The organism is Bradyrhizobium sp. 26S5, assembly GCF_036923295.1.
GTDB lineage: Bacteria > Pseudomonadota > Alphaproteobacteria > Rhizobiales > Xanthobacteraceae > Bradyrhizobium > Bradyrhizobium septentrionale.
This window is the reverse complement of sequence record NZ_CP145948.1, coordinates 2,098,405-2,115,423: the sequence shown is the minus strand read 5'-3', so window position 1 is coordinate 2,115,423 and position 17,019 is coordinate 2,098,405. Positions and strand designations below refer to the sequence as shown.

Genomic DNA, 17,019 nt, shown 5'->3' with positions numbered 1-17,019 from the left:
CGAAATGATGCGCAGCGACTTTGCGGCTGTCGAGATGTCCAGGAAAATAGCGATGGACGTACTGGCGTCTCACGGAACGGCATCGTGAATTTTTCAGATGGCACATCCGTCGCGACGCATTTGTTTCGTGCGCGACCGCCATCGCCGGCGCGCGATATCGCGGGTCACACAGCGCGGATCGCGCAGTTGATCGCCCGCGCGCGCGGATTCCCGCAGACTTCCGACCGGACCGGAGGCGCCAATGAGCGTGACCCTGCTACCCGGGATTTCCGATACAGCAGGATTTTCACGCTTCCTCGCCGAATACAAAACAAAGTCGCGCAGGCAAGCTGTTACGTTGGTCCGACACGCTCCCTATCGGAACAGGTCGATGGCAAAATCAAAAGAGCTTCGCTTCAATGCGTTCAACATGATGGCGCCAAGCCACAACTGGGCCGGCCTGTGGTCGCATCCGCGCGACACCTCGCTCAACTACAACTCGCTCGACTATTGGGTCGAATATGCCAGGACAGCCGAGCGCGGACTGCTCGACGGCATCTTCCTGGCCGACGTGTTCGGCATTTATGACGTCTACGGCAACACCCCGGACACGGCGCTCAGTCAGGCCGTTCAATTGCCGAACGCCGAACCGACCCTGCTGGTCTCGGCCATGGCGCTGGTCACCAGGCATCTCGGCTTCGGCATCACGTCCAACCTCACCTACGAACATCCCTACCAGTTTGCCCGTCGCTTCTCGACGCTCGATCATCTGACCAACGGACGGATCGGCTGGAACATCGTCACCGGCTATCTCGACAGCGGCGCCCGCGGCATGGGGCTCGAGGCGAACCGCGCGCATGATGAGCGCTACGAGGCGGCCGAGGAATTCCTCGCCGCGAGCTACAAATTATGGGAGGGCAGTTGGGCGGACGGCGCAGTGCGCCGGGACCGTGCGGCGCGTATCTTCACCGATCCGGCGAAAATCCATCCCGTCCGTCATCAAGGGCCGCACTACAAGGTCGACGGCATCCATCTCGCGGAACCCTCTCCGCAACGCACGCCGCTGTTGTATCAGGCTGGCACTTCTAAACGCGGCCGCGCCTTTGCGGCACGGCATGCAGAGGCGATCTTCCTCAACGGCCAGACCAGGCCGATTCTCGCCCGCGCCGTCCGCGACATCAGGAGCGCGGCAAAGGAGTTTGGCCGCGATCCCTATGATATCCGCCTGTTTGCCGGCGCGACCGTGATCGTTGCGCCGACCCGTGCAGAGGCCGAGGATCTGCTCGCGGACTATGCCGCGCATGTCGACCAGACCGGTCAGCTGGCTCTGCTCTCGGGCTGGACCGGCATCGATTTCTCGACCTATCGCCCCGACCAGGCGGTGCAATATGTCGAGAGCAACGCGATCCAGTCGATGGTCGAGAACTTCACCTTGCGCAGCGATCGCCCGGTCAAGGTCGGCGATCTCGCGACGCTGAGCCGCGTCGGCGCGCGCTCGCCCTTCGTGGTCGGCTCGCCCCAGGATGTCGCGGACGAGCTGATCGCCTGGGCGGATGAAACCGATGTCGACGGCTTCAACTTGTTCCGCCTCGTCGCACCGGAATCGCTCGACGCATTCGTCGATCTCGTGGTGCCGGAGCTGCAGTCACGCGGGGTCTACAAGACGGCCTACCGCGAGGGTACGCTGCGGGAAAAGCTGTTCCCCGGCCGCGGGCCGCGGCTTCACGGCACGCATCCCGGCGCGAGCTATCGGCTCTCGCCGTCGAATGCGGTCCGTCCCGACGCTGCCGAATAGACGCGTTGCCGGTTGCGCCGCTCACCAAGTCGCGATGTAGGTGCCCTTGAACCGCGTGTCGAGGAACGCCTTCACCTCGTCCGAATGATAGGCCTCGATGAACTGCTTGACCCAAGGCTTGGCCTTGTCGTCCTCGCGCACCGCGAGGATGTTGACCCAGGGGCCGTCGGCCGCCTCACGGGCAATGGCATCGACGGCGGGATTGAGGCCGGCCTGCACCGCATAGTTGTTGTTGATCGACACCAGGTCGACGTCCTGCAACGAGCGCGGCAGCTGCGCGGCGTCCAGTTCGACGAAACGGAGCTTCCGGGGATTGTCGGTGATGTCGGCAATCGTGGACGCGACGTTGGCCGGGTCCTTCAGCTTGATAAGGCCGTGAAGCGCGAGGATCATCAGGCCACGCGCACCGTACGAGGGATCATTGGCGATCGCCACCCGCGCGCCCTCGGGCAAGTCAGCCAGCTTCTTGTACTTCAGCGAGTAGACGCCCTGCGGCGAGGGCGATGGTGTTGGCGACCTTGACGATCTTCCAGCTGGTCTTGGAGATCTGGTTCTTGAGGTAGGGCTCGTGCTGAAACGAGTTGGCCTCGAGATCCCCGAGCGCCAACGCCTGGTTCGGAATCACGTAGTCCGTGAACTCGACGACCTTGATGTCGAGCCCGCGGCCGGCGGCCACCTTTTTCACCACATCGAGGATCTCGGCATGGGGGCCTGCCGTGACTCCGACGCGGATGGTCTCGGCCTTGGCGCCGCCAATCAGAAGCACGGCGGCAACAACGGTCATCAGGATACGCATAAAATTCCCCCACATCGCGGCAAGCTGCGCTCCACGGTGGTCAAGCCCGTGGAAGCAACGCCTGCCCGCTCAACTTTCCTGGATTTGCGAGCTACCAGCTCGGCAGCACGGCGCCCTTGAACTTGGTCAGGACGAACTCCTTGACCTCGGGCGTGTGATAGCTGTCGACGAGGATCTTGACCCACGGCTTGTCCTTGTCCGCGGCGCGAACCGCGATCAAATTGACATAGGGCCCCTTCGGATCCTCGCGCAGGATCGGATCCTTGACCGGATCGAGGCCGGCCTGGGTGGCGTAGTTCGTGTTGATCACGGCCGCGTCGACATCGTCGAGCGCACGGGGCGCCTGCGCCGCATCGACCTCGACGAATTTGAACTTCTTGGGATTGTCCGCGACATCGAGGACCGTTGGCTTGAAGCCAACGCCGTCCTTCAGCTTGATCGCACCCTTGTCGCGCAAGAGCAGCAACGCCCGGCCGCCATTGGTGGGATCGTTCGGGATCGAGATCTTGCCGCCGTCCGGAATGTCGGCCCAGCTCTTGTGCTTCTTGGAATAGACGCCGATCGGAAAGTTGACCGTCAGGCCGACCGACTCGATCTTGTAGCCGCGATCGGTCTTCTGGTTGTCGAGATAGGGCTGGTTCTGAAACGAATTGGCCTGGATGTCGCCGGCATCGAGCGCCGCGTTCGGCACCACATAATCTGAGAATTCGACGAGCTGGATATCGAGCCCGTTCTTGGCCGCGATCGGCTTCACCGCCTCGAGGATTTGCGCATGCGGCCCGGGCGTCACGCCGATCTTGATCGTTTCCGCCGAGGCGGCGGCCGACCAGATCGCCAGCACGCCGGCAAGCACGATAATGGGACGAAAGGACATTTTGGTCTCCGTAGGAACTCGCAATATGACAAACAGCCCCGAAGGGCTCGTGACGGATTCCCGTCTCAGCGGTGGCGCAGGCGGCGGTTGACGCGGCGGGCGAGATAATCGCCGGCGGTCTGCACTGTCTGCACCAGCGCGATCAGGACGACGACGACCGCCAGCATCATTTCCGGCATGAAGCGCTGGTAGCCGTAGCGGATGCCGAGGTCTCCAAGCCCGCCGCCGCCGACCGCTCCCACCATCGCCGAATAGCCGAGCAGGCTGACCACCGCGAGCGTCAGAGCAAGCACCAGGCCGGGCAGCGCCTCGGGGATGAGCACCTTCAGCACGATCTGCAGCGGGCTGGCGCCGAACGACGATGCGGTCTCGATCAGTCCGGCATCGACCTCGCGGATCGCGGCCTCGACCAGTCGCGCGATGAACGGCGTTGCCGCGATGGTCAGCGGGACGATCGCTGCGCCCGAGCCGATCGAGGTGCCCGCGATCAGCCGCGTGAACGGGATGATGGCTACCACCAGGATGATGAACGGTGTCGAGCGCGTCGCATTCACGATGATGCCCAGCACGCTGTTGACCGCCGGTGCCGCGAACAGCTCCCCTTTGCGGCTGGTGGCCAGGAAAACGCCGATCGGAAGCCCGAACGCGGTGGCGATCAATGCAGCGACCGACACCATGAACAAGCTCTCGCCGGTGGCCTGAACGATCAGGTTGATGAGTTCACGCGACATAGCCGAGGCGCTCCACCGGAAGGTTATGCTGGGAGAGATAGGACGCTGCCTTGTCGGCCGCGGCCTCGCCGCCGGGAATGCCCAACGTCAATGAGCCGACATGCTGGCCTCCGATCTCGTCGATCCGGGCCGACAGCAACGCGACATCGATCGAGAGCTCGCGCGCCAGGCGGGCGACGATGGTGTCGCCGGCATCGGCGCCGCGAACCTGCACGCGGATAACGGCATGTCCGCCCGCGACCGGCTGCCGCTGCAGTCGGCTTGCCAGCGACACCGGAACGCTGTCGCCGACCACTTCCGACAGAAAGGCCTGCGTGACCGGATGGCCGGGATGCGTGAAGATATCCGCGACATGGCCGCGTTCGACGATGTGGCCGCTGTCGATCACCACGACTTCCTTGGCGAGCTGCCGGACCACCGACATTTCGTGGGTGATCAGGATGATGGTGACGCCAAGCTCGCGATTGATGTTGGCCAACAGGTCCAGGATCGAGCGGGTGGTTTGCGGATCGAGCGCCGAGGTCGCCTCGTCCGACAGCAGCACGTTCGGCCGCGTCGCCAGCGCGCGGGCGATGCCGATGCGCTGCTTCTGGCCGCCCGACAGCTCGGACGGGTAGCGATCGTATTTGTCGGCGATGCCGACGAGCTCGAGCAGCTCCGCGACACGAACCGCGATATCAGCTCGCGACCAACCCGCGATCTCGAGCGGCAGGGCGATATTGTCGGCGGCGGTGCGCGACGACAGCAGGTTGAAATGCTGGAAGATCATGCCGATCGAGCGCTGCGCCAGCCGCAGCTCGCGGCCCGCAAGTCCGGAGATATCGCGCCCATCGACAATGACACGGCCGCTCGATGGCTTCTCCAGCCCGTTGATCAGCCGCACCAGGCTGGATTTGCCGGCGCCGGAACGGCCGATCACCCCGGTGATCGAGCCGCGCGGAATCGCAAAGTCGATGCCTTGCAAGGCCTGCACGCTCGGCTTGTCGCGGTAGGCCGGATAGGCCTTCGAGACCTGCTCGAACCGGACCATCGTGTCAACCGCGCTCGGCGGATGCGCGGCGGGTAGCAGCGGCTCGACGGGCCGAACCGCCGTCAGGGATTGATGCACGTTCATTCAGTCAGTCCATTAGGTCGCTTTGGTCGCCGCCATCGCGGCCGGGGCTTCAATGACCAAAGAGCAGATAGCTGCGGTCGATGCCGCGGCGATCGCTGGTGTCGTCGGTCCAGCCCACCGCCCGGCGGTAGCTGCCCATCCTGTCCGTTTGCCTGAGCGCAACGAGGTCGATCGGTTGCACCTGATCCGCAAAGGGCGAGACATAGAGCGCATCCTCGGGACAATAGAGCTCGCAGAGGAAGCAGGTCTGGCAATCGCTTTGCCGGGCGATTACCGGAATTCCATCGGTCTTGTCAAATACGTTGGTCGGGCAGACGCTGACACAGATGTCACAGGACGTGCAGCGCTCGGCATCGATAATTTCGATCACTCCGCAGCCTCCGCATAGCTGGCCTCGGCATGGGGCCGGGTCGAGGTCCAGATCTCGTCGAGACCACCGGTCGTTACATAATGCCGCTGCCGGTCGTCCTGGTTGGGGAAGTCGTCGCGGCGATGCATGCCGCGGCTTTCCTGACGGGCGAGCGCGCTGCGGTACATCCACCGTGCAGTCGCCAGCATCGCCGCGGCCTCGCGGGCCCGCAAGATCTCGGACTTCCCGGCGGCGTCCGCTTCCGACACATCGCGCCATGCCGCGTCGAGACGTCCGAGCGCTCCCTGTAGTCGCGACGCTTCCCGGAAGTAGTTCAGCTCATAAGGGAAGACCTCGCCCTGAACGGCTCTCGCCAGCGCGGCCGGTTCGAACGCACGACGCTGCCGGCTTCGAAAGCCGACGGTTCCCGCGGACGATAACTTACGCCTGGCGATCGGCCCAACCTGCCTGGCGTAGTCGGCCGCGCCCTGCCCCGCCCAGGATCCCGACGACATTGCCCAGGCGGCGTTGTGGCTGCCGCCGCCGGTGAAGCCACCGCAGATCAATTCACGCGTCGCCGCGTCGCCCGCCGCATAGAGGCCGGGCACGCTGGTGGCGCAGCTGTCGTCGACGATACGAAGGCCGCCGGTGCCGCGAACCGTGCCCTCCAGCCGCAATGTCACCGGAAAGCGGTCCTTGAACGGATCGATCCCGGTGCGATCGAACGGCAGGAAGAAATTCGGCTGCGACGCGCGCATGTGACGCTGCACGTCGTCATCGGCCTTGTCGAGCCGGGCATAGACCGGCCCCTGGAGCAGTGCGCGCGCAATCGCCGATCGTCCGCCCTTCGACGCCGCGCCGGGCACCACGCTGCCGTCGTCATAGCTGAAGGTGGCCCAGCCGTAGAACAACGTCTTGGTCACCGACCCGAACGCCGGTGAGATCGCGTAAGCGTTGGAGAACTCCATGCTGCTGAACTCGGCGCCGACCTCCGCGGCCATCAGGTAGCCGTCGCCGGTCAGCACGTTCGATCCAAGCGTCTTGCTGAGGAAGGCACAGCCCCCGGTCGCGATCACGACCGCCCTGGCGCGCACCGTCCAGCGGTCCTGCTTTTGCCGGCGGATGCCGCTGGCGCCGGCGACAGCCCCGTCGTCGTCCATGAGCAATTCGAGCGCCGGGCTGTGGTCGAGAATGGTGACGCCGGCCTGCTTGGTGCGCTTGCGCATCAGCCGCATATACTCGGGCCCCTGCAGCGAGTTGCGCTGCGGCCTGCCGCGATCGTCGATCGGATAGGGATAACCCCAGTCGGCCAGGCGATTGCTCTGCTGATAGGTCCGGTCGAGCACGCGCGCCATCCAGCGGCGATCCTGCAGATAGCCGCCCATCTTCTCGCGGTTGGTCATCGCGGCCTCGCGCAAGGCGGGATCGGGATCGATGTACCAGACGCCGGTTCCGGCCGCAGCGGTCGCCCCCGAGGTGCCGCAGAAACCCTTGTCGGCGAGCACCACCCGCGCACCGCGCTCCGCCGCGTTGACCGCAGCCCAGGTCCCCGCGGGTCCGCCACCGATCACCAGAACGTCGGCCTCAAACGCGACCGAGCCGTCAGGCGCGGACACGCGCTCGGCGCGATGAGTTTGGTTCGGCATGATTCACGGCTCCAGGCAGGATCGATCGCGATGATGTGGCGCGTCACGATATCGTTGCCCGCGCAGGCCCGCCCTGGCAATTTCAGATATTCGCGGAGAGTTGGACGAAGCTTTCACCCGCTACACCGCACGAAGAAGATTCATGTTGCGGCGTGCCGGATGTTGCGTCACCGGACAGCAACGCGACATGGACTTGCGCACAGGATCGCTGCGGGGGGACGGATATTTCTTTTTGTCCGCACCCGCCCCCGACGCATTCTCGCGCACGCATCAGGCCGATATCTAGCGACAAGCATCATCGCAGATACGGCAGCCATGTCTCATCGTCAGCTTCATCTCAACGTCAATCTTCTGCATTCCGGCGTCTATGCGTCCGCCTGGCGACTACCGGACAGCGACCCGCGTGCCTGCTTCGACGTCGGCCATTACGTGCGCGTCGCAGCGATCGCGGAGCGTGGCAAGCTCGACGCGATCTTTCTCGCCGATACGCCGGCCATCACCGACCGCATCGACTACCGCTCGTTCATGTCGCTCGAGCCGACCATCGTGCTGGCGACCGTCGCCGCCGCGACCACCCATATCGGGCTGATCGCGACGGCCTCGACGACCTACAACGAGCCCTACAACATCGCACGCCGCTTCGCGACGCTGGACCTGGCGAGCGGTGGCCGCGTCGGCTGGAATGCCGTGACCACGGCCGACGCGTCAGCCGGCCGCAATTTCGGTCTCCCCAACGTGCTCGAGCACAAGGCGCGCTATGACCGTGCCAAGGAGTTCGCCGAGGTCGTGCATGCGCTGTGGGACAGCTGGGAAGATGATGCCTTCGTCGGCGACAAGACGAGCGCGCGGTTCGTCGACACGACGAAGGTCCACCCGATCGGACATCGCGGCACCCACTACAGCGTGGCCGGACCGCTCAACGTCCCGCGCTCGCCGCAGGGTCGTCCGGTCACCGTCCAGGCCGGCGGATCGAGCGACGGCCGCGACCTCGCCGCCGCGCAGGCCGAAGCGGTGTTCACGCTTGCACAGACGATCGACGAAGGCGTCGCCTATGCGCGCGATCTGCGTGCGCGCGCCGCAGCCTACGGCCGCGCAGGAGGGTCCATCGTGATCCTGCCGGGGCTGGCCACCGTCATCGGCAGCACGGAAGCGGAAGCCAAACGGCGCCAGGACGAGCTTTGGGAGTTGGTCCCGATCGAATACAGCCTTGCGCGGCTTGCCGGCACATTGCAGGTCGATCCTGATAGTCTCGATCTCGACAAGCCCCTGCCCGATCCGTTGCCGCTGCCGGCCAACGCCAACCACACCATGTTCCAGGGAACGGTGAACATCGCGCGCCGCGGCAATCTCACCGTCCGTGAGTTGCTGCGCGCCCTCGGCGGCGGCGTCGGCCACAGGATCATCGTCGGTACGCCCGAACAGATCGCCGACGACATCGAGGCCTGGTTCAAGGCGGGTGCGGCCGACGGCTTCAACCTGATGCCGGATGTGCTGCCCACCGGATTGGCGATCTTCGTCGACACGGTGGTGCCGATCCTGCAGCGCCGCGGCCTGTTCCGCACCGACTATGCCGACCACGCTGCGCGAGCACTTCGGATTGCCGCGGCCGGTCAGCCGGTTTGCGCAAGCGCCGGCGGCCGCGACAAGCGCCTGATCCGGTCACCGCGAGCCGGCCAGAAGGCCCGGCTTGCCATCGGCCGTGACTGGAGCCCGACGCACGCGCGGGATGATCTCCTTTGCAAAGCGCTCCATCTCGGCTTCGAACGGCTGGAACTGCAGCATGAACAGTTCAATGCCGGCGGCATGAAATGCCCGGATACGCGCAGCCACCTCGTCATAGCTTCCCACCAGCCCCGCAGCCGTTCCACCATTGCTGCCGACCCGCGCCGATTTCTGCATCGTCTGCATCATCACGACCTTGGGATCGGTGTTCTGCCTCTGGATCGCCTTGATCGGCGCATCCTTGCCTGAGAGATCGAGCAACCTTTCATAGGCCCCCTCTGCCTCAGCCTGCGTCTCGCGCGCGATCACAAAGGCGGACAGCCCAAACCGAAGTAGAGCCGCCGTTCTCGGCCGGGCCGCGACATCGGCGATCAGGCGGGCAACGTCGTCGAGCGGCTGCCCATTGATGAACCAGACGTCGCCATGATCGGCGACCAAGGCGCGCGCCGGTTCGGATTCACCCCCGACATAGATCAGCGGCCGTGGCCGGTAGAGACTCCCGGGCCGCAAGGCATAGTCCCTGATGTCGAAATGTTCGCCCTTGTAGGTCAGCCGCTCGCCCTGCATCAGGCGCGACACCACGGCGATCCACTCGCGGCCGTAGGCATAGCGGGCGTCATGCTCCGCAAAGCCGATGCCTGCCTTGTCGAGCTCGGGCCGGTTCCAGGCATTGACCAGATTGATCGCAAAACGGCCGCGGCTGATGTTCTCGATCCCGAGCGCAAGCTTCGCGAGCACGACCGGATGATAGAGATAGGGCTTGATCGCGGCGATGATCTCGATCCGGCTGGTCAGCGCGGCCAGTGCGGCCGCCGCGCTCCAGGCCTCGAGCTGATCGAGATCCTCCTGATGCGGATTGATCGTGTGCTGCGCAATCAGCGTGGAGTCGTAGCCCAGCGCCTCTGCCGCGAGCAGGAGATCGCGGTTGCGCTCCCATGACGCATCATAGGGCTCTTCGGGATCCTGATAGGCGGCGCGCGAACCGTGCACCAGCGCCCAGATGCCGAAGCGAAGCGGTCGTGTCGTCATTGGCGATCTCCGAATTGCGTTTGCCGCTCCGCTTGTGTGGAAATCGCGGCGCGAGATCAAGCAACGGCGCATCAAAAGATTTTCCTTGCTGCTCGGCGCGCGCGGACAAATCAGAAAACTCCGAATCCCGCGACAATTGAAAAACCGCTCTATTTCTGTCCGCAAAAAATCGTGGGACAGTTTGCAACATGTGCACGATGCCGGCACTCGACCTCCGGTCGAACAAGCAACCGAGCAAGATCACCAACCAACGCCATCCCAGGTCGACATCCATGAACAAGCCCGTGCCCGCCACCTCACTGCAACCGTCCGACCGTCTGGATAGCCATCCCCCCGACATCGACGCGCTGCTGAGCCGCATCGCCGAGGGTGCGAGCAAGCGCGAGCGCGAGCGTGTCCTGCCATTCACTGAAATTGATCTCATCCGCAAGGTACGTCTCGGCGCGCTACGGCTTCCGGTCGAGGCCGGTGGCGCGGGGGCGTCGATCCGCGCCCTGTTCGAGATCGTCATCCGGCTCGGCGCAGCCGACGCCAATGTCGCGCATATCCTGCGCAACCATTTCAGCGTGGTCGAGCGGCTGGTGCGCCGGCCGAAGGACGAGCAGCATCGGCAATGGCAAAAGGCCGTCGCCGATGGAGCGATCATCGGGCTCGCGGCCACCGAACTCGATACGCCGAAGGTCGGCAATGTCACGCCGAACACGACGCTGACAGCCGACGGCGACGACTATCTGCTCAACGGCACCAAATACTACAGCACCGGCACGCTCTATTCCGACTATGTTCTGGTGCGCACCGCCGACACGACAGGCGCCAATGCGGCCGTGCTGATCCCGGTTGCTCGCGAAGGCATCGAACTGATCGACGATTGGGACGGGCTCGGACAGCGCCTGACCGCGACCGGCACCACGCATTTCCGCAACGTGCGCGTCAAGCGTCAGGAGACGGTGTTCGATGCACCCGATACCGGATACGGCATTCCCTACTCCAACACATTCGCGCAATTGTTCCTGACCGCCATCAACGCCGGCATTGCGCGCGCCGTGTTGCAGGACGCCACCGAGCTGGTGCGATCGCGCAAGCGGACCTTCTACTATGCGCCGAGCGAAATTCCGGCGGATGACCCGTTGCTGCAACAGACCATCGGTCAGATCGCGAGCGGGGCGTTTGCGGCCGAGACCGTCGTGCTCGCGGCGGCGGAGGCGCTCGATGCCGCCACCGACGCGTTCGATGCCGGCGACGCCGGTGCTGTCGATGCCACTCACAAGGCGGCGCTGCTCTCGGCAAAGGCAAAGGTCGTCGCTGACGAGTTTGCGATCCGCAGCGGCAGCCTGCTGTTTGACGTCGGCGGCGCGTCCGCCACCAAGAAGGCGACCAACTTCGACCGCCACTGGCGCAACGCGCGGACACTGGCGTCGCACAATCCAAACAGCTTCAAGGCCCGTTCGATCGGGCAATATGAGATCAGCGGCACGCCGCTGCCTGCCAAGGGCTTCTTCTGATCGGAAACGATCCGGCGAAGCGAAGAGAGGGGAGAGACTCGATGAGCAAGCCGGACCTCCATTTGGTCGATGCCGACCATGAGATCGAGCAGCAGTTTCGGCTGGTGATGCGCCGCCTGGCCGGCGGAGTTGCCATCATCACCGCGGGGCAAGGCGACGACATCACCGGGATGACCGTCACCTCGCTGACGTCGCTCAGCGCCGCTCCGCCACGGCTGCTGGTCAGCATCAACCGGCAGGCCTCGTGCTTTGCCCCGATCGCACGTCATCGGCTGTTTGGCGTCAATATCCTCGGCTCCGACCAGCAGGCGCTGGCGGAGCGTTTCAGCGACGGCATCCTGAAAGGCAAGCAGCGCTTCGAGGGAACGGCCTGGACATATGGCCCTTCCGGCGTCCCGCTGCTGCAACACTCGCTGGCCATGGTCGAATGCCAGGTCGAGGAGATCATCGAGCGGCATTCGCACGGCATCATCGTGGGTCGCCTCTCCAGCATGGAACTATCGCATCGCCCGTCCGGCCTTACCTATTGGAATGGGCAATATGTGCAGATCGATCACGAAGCCGATCTCGATCTCCTGGCCGAGGTCAGCATTCCCCTGGCACATGTCCGTTAGGACAGGGAAAGGCAAAGCATGAAACGCGAAATGCCGCCACCGTCGCCTCCGGCATCGGCCGGCGCGGTCAGCAGAGCACCGGGCCGCTGGCAGCTGGACCGGATCGTGGCCGAGTTGCGCACGTCCCGCGAGGAGACCCATAGTATCCGGCGCGACGGCGAGGCGCATCGTGCCCCTTCTCGCGAGGCGCTGGAGGCGATCCTCGACGGCCTCACCGAGGCTCTATTCCCGCGACACTACGGCCAATCTGACCTCGACGGCGAGAACATCGACTATTTCGTCGGCAACACGCTAAGCACGGCACTGGATTCCCTCAGCGCGCAGATTCATCGCGGCGCATTGTTCGTTGGCGACGAGCTGGAGCCAGGCTTTGTGCACGAAGAGGCGATCGAGCTGACGCGGGCGTTCGCTACGCAGCTGCCGTCGGTCCGCGGACTTCTGATCAACGATCTGCGGGCGGCATTTGTTGGAGACCCGGCGGCGCGGAATTTTCCCGAGATCCTGATTGGCTATCCCGGGATGACCGCCATCATCCACCATCGCCTTGCCCACCTCCTCTACCAGGTCGGCGCACGGCTGGTGGCCCGCCTGATGTCGGAAATCGCACATACCCGGACCGGCATCGACATTCATCCCGGCGCCCAGATCGGCTCGGGCTTCTTCATCGATCACGGCACCGGCGTCGTGATCGGGGAGACTGCGATCATCGGCAACAACGTCCGTGTCTATCAGGCGGTCACGCTCGGCGCGCGGCATTTCCCGACCGACGACGAGGGACATGTGATCAAGGGCGACGCACGCCATCCAATCGTCGAAGACGATGTCGTCATTTACGCCGGCGCGACGATCCTCGGCCGGATCACGATCGGCCGCGGCTCCACCATCGGCGGCAATGTCTGGCTGACCAGGGATGTTCCGCCGAACAGCGTGGTGACCCAGGCCACGGCGCGCAATACGCCGGCGTCTGGCTAGAGCGTTTTCGAGCGAAGTGGACACCGGTTCGCGTGAAGAAAACGCGTCAAAACAAGAATCTAGAGCTTCGGTTCTGATTCAATCAGAACCGAAAATGCTCTAGACGTTCCTTGTCTCAGGCTGACACCGGCGCCTTCCAGCGCATGAAGTGCCGTTCGATCGCCTCGAGGACGGCATTGAACGCCAGGCCGATCACGGTGATTCCGAGAATGCCGAAATACATCTGCGGGATCAGGAAGCTGTACTGGCTGTTGATGATGAGATAGCCGAGACCGGCCTTGGCCCCGACCATTTCGGAAGCCACCAGCACCAGCATGGCCGATGCGCTGGCCAGGCGAATGCCGACGAAGATCGTGGGAAGCGCGGCCGGCAGGATCACCTTGCGGAACAGTTGCTGCGGGGTCGCTCCCATGGTCCGCGCCGATTTGATGAGCAAGGGGTCAACCTGCTTCACCGCGGCGATGGTGTTGAGCAACAACGGCCAGGCGCAGCTGTAGATCACCATCGTGACCTTCGACAGCTCACCGATCCCGAGCAGCAGAATGAACACCGGCAACAGCGCCAGCGGCGCGGTGTTGCGGCAAATCTCGATGAACTGGTTCAGGAGATCGCCGAGCCGGGCGTACCAGCCAACGACAAGGCCAAGCGGTACGATCAAGGCAACCGAGATCAGGAATCCGCTCAGGGCGCGCAGCAGGCTGGCAGAAACATCGTCATAGAGTTCGCCGGTTTGCGCGAGCTGCCAGCCGGCCGCGATCACCTCCGAGAACGGCGGCAGGAACACCGGATCGATCAGCCCAAGCCGCGGCGCGGCCTCCCAGGCGGCGAGCAGGACAATCAGTAACAACGAACGTCGCCCGCGCGCCGCCAGACCGCGGATGCCTGCGCGCAACCGACTCGTGATCGGCGGGAGTCGGCCTTCCACCGCCTGCTCGCGCCGCCCATGCGCCAGTTCCAGCAACGTCAGCATTTCGAGACTAGACATGAGCAACCTCCGCAGCTTCAGGGCCCGCACGGCGTGCGCCGGCACCATCCGCCAACTGGCCCTGCTGGGCCTTCCGCACTTCCTCGCGAAGCAGGCTCCAGACCTCGTGCCTCACGCGGCCGAACTCCGGCAGCGACCGCACATCCTCGGATTCGCCGCGCAAGCGCTCGGGGATATCAACCACCTGCTTGATCCGCCCCGGGCGCGAGGTCATCACCGCCACCCTTTGGCCGAGCACGACGGCCTCGTCGATGCCATGGGTGATGAAGACGATGGTCTTGCCGGTGGCACGCCATATCCGCAGCAGTTCACCCTGCAGCGTCTCGCGCGTCTGCGCGTCGAGCGCAGCGAACGGCTCGTCCATCAGCAGCACCTCCGGATCATACGCAAGGCTTCGCGCAATTGCGACACGCTGCTTCATACCGCCAGAAAGCTCGTGCGGATAGCGGTCGGCAAAGCTGGACAAGCCGACGAGATCGAGGAAATGCTCCGCGATCTCGCGCCGCTGCCTCGCCTTGAGGGCTGCGATGTCGAGCCCGAACTCGACGTTCTGCGCCGCAGTTCGCCACGGAAACAGGGCGTACTGCTGGAAAACGATACCGCGATCGCGTGCAGGTCCGGCGATCGGCCGGCCATCGAGCAGGATACGGCCGCTGGTCGGCGCGGTGAGCCCGCCCAGAAGGTCGAGCAATGTGGATTTGCCACAACCGCTCGGACCCACCAGCGCGAGGAATTCGCCCGCACGAACATCCAGCGTGATGTCCTCCAGCGCGGTGAAGCGACCTGCCGGCCGGCCGCCTTCGCCTCGCGTCACAAACTCCTTACGGACCTGCTCGATGCGGATCTTGACCGAGCTCATCGTGCCTCCGCGGTCTTGCCGGGACGGAAATAGTTGAACTCGTTGGTGTAGGTGTCGGACGCCTTGAGTTGCCCCGGCTTGAACAGCCCGTCCTTGACCAGCCAGTCGATCCACACCTGGATCTCACCGTCCGATATCAGGCCGCCTTTGGACGCAACCCCGGTGCTCTTCCAGTACTTGATCGAGGATGCATCCTCATTGCGCTTGCGCTCCGCGATGATCTTCTCGAACCGGGCCCGCACCTCTTCTGGCGGCGTTGTCTGCGCCCACTGGATCGCGCGCGAAATCCCTTCCACCAGCTTGCGGGCCGTGTTGGGATTGTCCTTGATGAACTTGTCGCGCAGCACATAGGCGCCGCCGGTGAACTGGCCGAACAGGTCGGTATCGGCGAACAGCGAGCGGATGCCGCCACGCTCCAATGCCTTGTCGCGCAGCACGCCGCTGAGCACGCTAACTTCGACCTGACCTTGCCGCAAGGCCTGCTCGCTGCTGACCGGCGGGATCGCCACCAGCGTCACCTGCTTGGCCTCGCCGGCGCTGAGGCCGTCACGGGCCAGATATTCGCGCAGCACGAATTCCAGATGCGCGCCCAGCGTGTTGACCGCAACCTTCTTGCCGATCAGGTCGCGCGCCGCCTTGATCGGGCTGTCCTCCTTCACGAAGTAGCCCTGATAGGTGTTGGCATCGGAGCCGTAGTAACCGACCACGGCCTTGATCGGCGCCCGCGCCGCGATCAGCTTGAGAATCGCGCCATAGAACGCACCACCGATGTCGATGTCGCCGGTGACGACGGTCTGGATGTCCTGCGGCCCGCTGATCGTGTTGCCGACCCATTTGAGCTTGAGCGGCGCGAGATAGCCGAGGTCTTCGGCGAGTTCGGTGAACGTCACCTGGCCGGCCCAACCCTGGTAGCGGATCTCGGTCTTTTCGAGCGGCGGCTCAGCGAAAGCCGAAGCCGCCAGCCCCAGTGCCACGGCACCGGCCAAAATGAGCCGCGCGGCAGCGCGCGCGGCGAAACGCCGGGCGCGAAGGATTCGGATCAATGCATTCATGTTCGCAACTCCGCTCGATCGGATCGGGATCACGCCGCCTTCGCGGCCTGCTGCTTCGGTGCCTTGATGCGCGTCACGCTGCGGCGGCCGTCGATCGACACCGGCACTTCGCCGTCGATCGTGGCACGGCGCACCACGCGGTGCTGATCGCCGTAATCATTGACCGCATAGTGCTGGGTGGCGCGGTTGTCCCAGATCGCGACGTCGCCGGCCTGCCAGCTCCAGCGCACGGTGTTCTCGGGCGCCGTGATGTGCGACTGGAACAGGTCGAACAGCTTCTGGCCGTCATATTTCGGCAAGCCGACGAAACGCTGGACGAAGTTGCCCAGCACCAGCGTCCGCTCACCGGTCTCGGGGTGAACGCGCACCACGGGGTGCTCGGTCTCGTAGACCGTGCCGGTGAACACTTCGTCGAAATGCTTGCGGTCGGCCTCGCTTGCGCGGGCCTTGACGGCATAATCATAGGCGTTGCTGTGAACCGCCCACAGCTCGTCGACGAGCCGTTGCAGCGGTGCCGGCAGGTCGAGGTAGGCCGCTGCCGTATTCGACCAGACGGTGTCGCCGCCGTAGGGCGGAATCACCACCCCGCGCAGGACCGAGATCTTCGGATAGGCGTCAACGAAGGTCACGTCGGTATGCCATTGATCGGCACGGCCGCCGCCGCGCCCCGAATCCAGCTCCAGGATCGACGACGTCCCCTTGATTGCCCCGACCGTCGGATGCGGCACGAGCTTGCCGAGCCGCACCGCAAAGCGCTCCTGCTCGGCGCCGTCGAGATGCCCCTGGTCGCGGAAGAAGATCACCTTGTGCTCGAGCAGCACCTGGTTGACGGCGCGGATGACCTCGTCGGACAGATCGCCCGACAGCCTGACGTTCCTGATCTCCGCTCCAAGCCTCGCCGCGCGCTTGACGATGTCCGCGCGCGGAATGACGTTATCAATAGTCGTCGTGCTGCTCATGATCGTGCTCTCACCACCGCGATCTCCCAGACTAGGCTCCG

At 64.5% G+C, this 17,019-nt stretch carries 14 protein-coding genes and 2 pseudogenes; 5 read left to right on the top strand and 11 right to left on the bottom strand.

All coding sequences use genetic code 11. From position 1 onward, the window contains the following. The first annotated feature begins 370 nt into the window (after positions 1–370). A complete protein-coding gene (locus tag V5279_RS09955) occupies positions 371–1,774 on the top strand; it encodes an LLM class flavin-dependent oxidoreductase (RefSeq protein ID WP_338696863.1) in 1,404 nt (467 codons plus the stop codon). A 21-nt stretch (positions 1,775–1,795) separates the two neighbouring features. On the opposite strand, the pseudogene V5279_RS09950 reads toward V5279_RS09955, so the two are convergent. The 6 genes and pseudogenes from V5279_RS09950 to V5279_RS09925 form a co-directional block, all read right to left on the bottom strand. Continuing rightward, positions 1,796–2,570, bottom strand: a pseudogene (locus V5279_RS09950) (MetQ/NlpA family ABC transporter substrate-binding protein). Positions 2,571–2,661: 91 nt separating this feature from the next. Then, positions 2,662–3,444, bottom strand: a complete 783-nt coding sequence (locus V5279_RS09945; RefSeq protein ID WP_338696861.1) for a MetQ/NlpA family ABC transporter substrate-binding protein — start codon at positions 3,442–3,444, stop codon at positions 2,662–2,664. A 65-nt stretch (positions 3,445–3,509) separates the two neighbouring features. Beyond that, positions 3,510–4,175 carry a methionine ABC transporter permease gene (locus V5279_RS09940; protein WP_338696859.1) on the bottom strand — a complete coding sequence of 222 codons (666 nt, stop codon included), beginning with the start codon at positions 4,173–4,175 and terminating at the stop codon, positions 3,510–3,512. Continuing rightward, on the bottom strand, positions 4,165–5,289 hold the full coding sequence (locus V5279_RS09935) for a methionine ABC transporter ATP-binding protein (RefSeq protein WP_338696857.1): 1,125 nt from the start codon (positions 5,287–5,289) through the stop codon (positions 4,165–4,167). The genes V5279_RS09940 and V5279_RS09935 overlap by 11 nt, the downstream gene beginning before the upstream one ends. A 49-nt stretch (positions 5,290–5,338) precedes the next feature. Continuing rightward, the gene (locus V5279_RS09930; protein WP_338696855.1) at positions 5,339–5,659 is read right to left on the bottom strand and encodes a ferredoxin family protein; all 321 of its coding nucleotides are present in this window, start codon (positions 5,657–5,659) and stop codon (positions 5,339–5,341) included. Continuing rightward, positions 5,656–7,284 carry an FAD-binding protein gene (locus tag V5279_RS09925; protein WP_338696853.1) on the bottom strand — a complete coding sequence of 543 codons (1,629 nt, stop codon included), beginning with the start codon at positions 7,282–7,284 and terminating at the stop codon, positions 5,656–5,658. Before V5279_RS09925 ends, V5279_RS09930 begins: the two co-directional genes overlap by 4 nt. Before the next feature lie 315 nt (positions 7,285–7,599). Here V5279_RS09925 and V5279_RS09920 point away from each other — a divergent pair. Then, positions 7,600–8,938, top strand: a pseudogene (locus tag V5279_RS09920) (LLM class flavin-dependent oxidoreductase). Between the two features lie 5 nt (positions 8,939–8,943). On the opposite strand, the gene V5279_RS09915 reads toward V5279_RS09920, so the two are convergent. Continuing rightward, positions 8,944–10,035 (bottom strand): LLM class flavin-dependent oxidoreductase, encoded by a 1,092-nt coding sequence (locus V5279_RS09915; protein ID WP_338696851.1) that lies wholly within the window; start codon positions 10,033–10,035, stop codon positions 8,944–8,946. A gap of 272 nt (positions 10,036–10,307) precedes the next feature. Here V5279_RS09915 and V5279_RS09910 point away from each other — a divergent pair, with 272 nt between their 5' ends. The 3 genes from V5279_RS09910 to epsC are packed head-to-tail and all read left to right on the top strand — an operon-like array spanning position 10,308 to position 13,123. Then, positions 10,308–11,537, top strand: a complete 1,230-nt coding sequence (locus V5279_RS09910; protein ID WP_338696849.1) for an acyl-CoA dehydrogenase family protein — start codon at positions 10,308–10,310, stop codon at positions 11,535–11,537. Positions 11,538–11,578: 41 nt separating this feature from the next. Then, positions 11,579–12,151, top strand: a complete 573-nt coding sequence (locus V5279_RS09905) for a flavin reductase family protein (protein ID WP_338696847.1) — start codon at positions 11,579–11,581, stop codon at positions 12,149–12,151. A gap of 18 nt (positions 12,152–12,169) precedes the next feature. Then, positions 12,170–13,123 (top strand): serine O-acetyltransferase EpsC, encoded by a 954-nt coding sequence (gene epsC / locus V5279_RS09900; RefSeq protein WP_414645913.1) that lies wholly within the window; start codon positions 12,170–12,172, stop codon positions 13,121–13,123. A 115-nt stretch (positions 13,124–13,238) separates the two neighbouring features. On the opposite strand, the gene V5279_RS09895 is transcribed toward epsC, so the two are convergent. From V5279_RS09895 to V5279_RS09880, 4 genes are read right to left on the bottom strand one after another with little or no spacing between them, the layout of a single operon-like run. After that, positions 13,239–14,108 (bottom strand): ABC transporter permease subunit, encoded by an 870-nt coding sequence (locus V5279_RS09895; RefSeq protein ID WP_175619822.1) that lies wholly within the window; start codon positions 14,106–14,108, stop codon positions 13,239–13,241. Continuing rightward, positions 14,101–14,967, bottom strand: a complete 867-nt coding sequence (locus tag V5279_RS09890) for an ABC transporter ATP-binding protein (protein ID WP_338696842.1) — start codon at positions 14,965–14,967, stop codon at positions 14,101–14,103. Before V5279_RS09890 ends, V5279_RS09895 begins: the two co-directional genes overlap by 8 nt. Then, positions 14,964–16,019, bottom strand: coding sequence for an ABC transporter substrate-binding protein (locus V5279_RS09885; RefSeq protein ID WP_338696840.1), 1,056 nt, complete (start codon positions 16,017–16,019; stop codon positions 14,964–14,966). The genes V5279_RS09890 and V5279_RS09885 overlap by 4 nt, the downstream gene beginning before the upstream one ends. A gap of 29 nt (positions 16,020–16,048) precedes the next feature. Beyond that, entirely contained in the window at positions 16,049–16,978 is a 930-nt protein-coding gene (locus V5279_RS09880; RefSeq protein WP_338696838.1) for a TauD/TfdA family dioxygenase, read from the bottom strand. Between the last annotated feature and the right edge of the window lie 41 nt (positions 16,979–17,019).

Coding starts and splice junctions, on each gene's coding strand:
- V5279_RS09955 (WP_338696863.1), top strand. CDS start 371: ATGGCAAAATCAAAAGAGCTTCGCTTCAATGCGTTCAACATGATGGCG.
- V5279_RS09945 (WP_338696861.1), bottom strand. CDS start 3,444: ATGTCCTTTCGTCCCATTATCGTGCTTGCCGGCGTGCTGGCGATCTGG.
- V5279_RS09940 (WP_338696859.1), bottom strand. CDS start 4,175: ATGTCGCGTGAACTCATCAACCTGATCGTTCAGGCCACCGGCGAGAGC.
- V5279_RS09935 (WP_338696857.1), bottom strand. CDS start 5,289: ATGAACGTGCATCAATCCCTGACGGCGGTTCGGCCCGTCGAGCCGCTG.
- V5279_RS09925 (WP_338696853.1), bottom strand. CDS start 7,284: ATGCCGAACCAAACTCATCGCGCCGAGCGCGTGTCCGCGCCTGACGGC.
- V5279_RS09915 (WP_338696851.1), bottom strand. CDS start 10,035: ATGACGACACGACCGCTTCGCTTCGGCATCTGGGCGCTGGTGCACGGT.
- V5279_RS09910 (WP_338696849.1), top strand. CDS start 10,308: ATGAACAAGCCCGTGCCCGCCACCTCACTGCAACCGTCCGACCGTCTG.
- V5279_RS09905 (WP_338696847.1), top strand. CDS start 11,579: ATGAGCAAGCCGGACCTCCATTTGGTCGATGCCGACCATGAGATCGAG.
- epsC (WP_414645913.1), top strand. CDS start 12,170: ATGAAACGCGAAATGCCGCCACCGTCGCCTCCGGCATCGGCCGGCGCG.
- V5279_RS09895 (WP_175619822.1), bottom strand. CDS start 14,108: ATGTCTAGTCTCGAAATGCTGACGTTGCTGGAACTGGCGCATGGGCGG.
- V5279_RS09890 (WP_338696842.1), bottom strand. CDS start 14,967: ATGAGCTCGGTCAAGATCCGCATCGAGCAGGTCCGTAAGGAGTTTGTG.
- V5279_RS09885 (WP_338696840.1), bottom strand. CDS start 16,019: ATGAATGCATTGATCCGAATCCTTCGCGCCCGGCGTTTCGCCGCGCGC.
- V5279_RS09880 (WP_338696838.1), bottom strand. CDS start 16,978: ATGAGCAGCACGACGACTATTGATAACGTCATTCCGCGCGCGGACATC.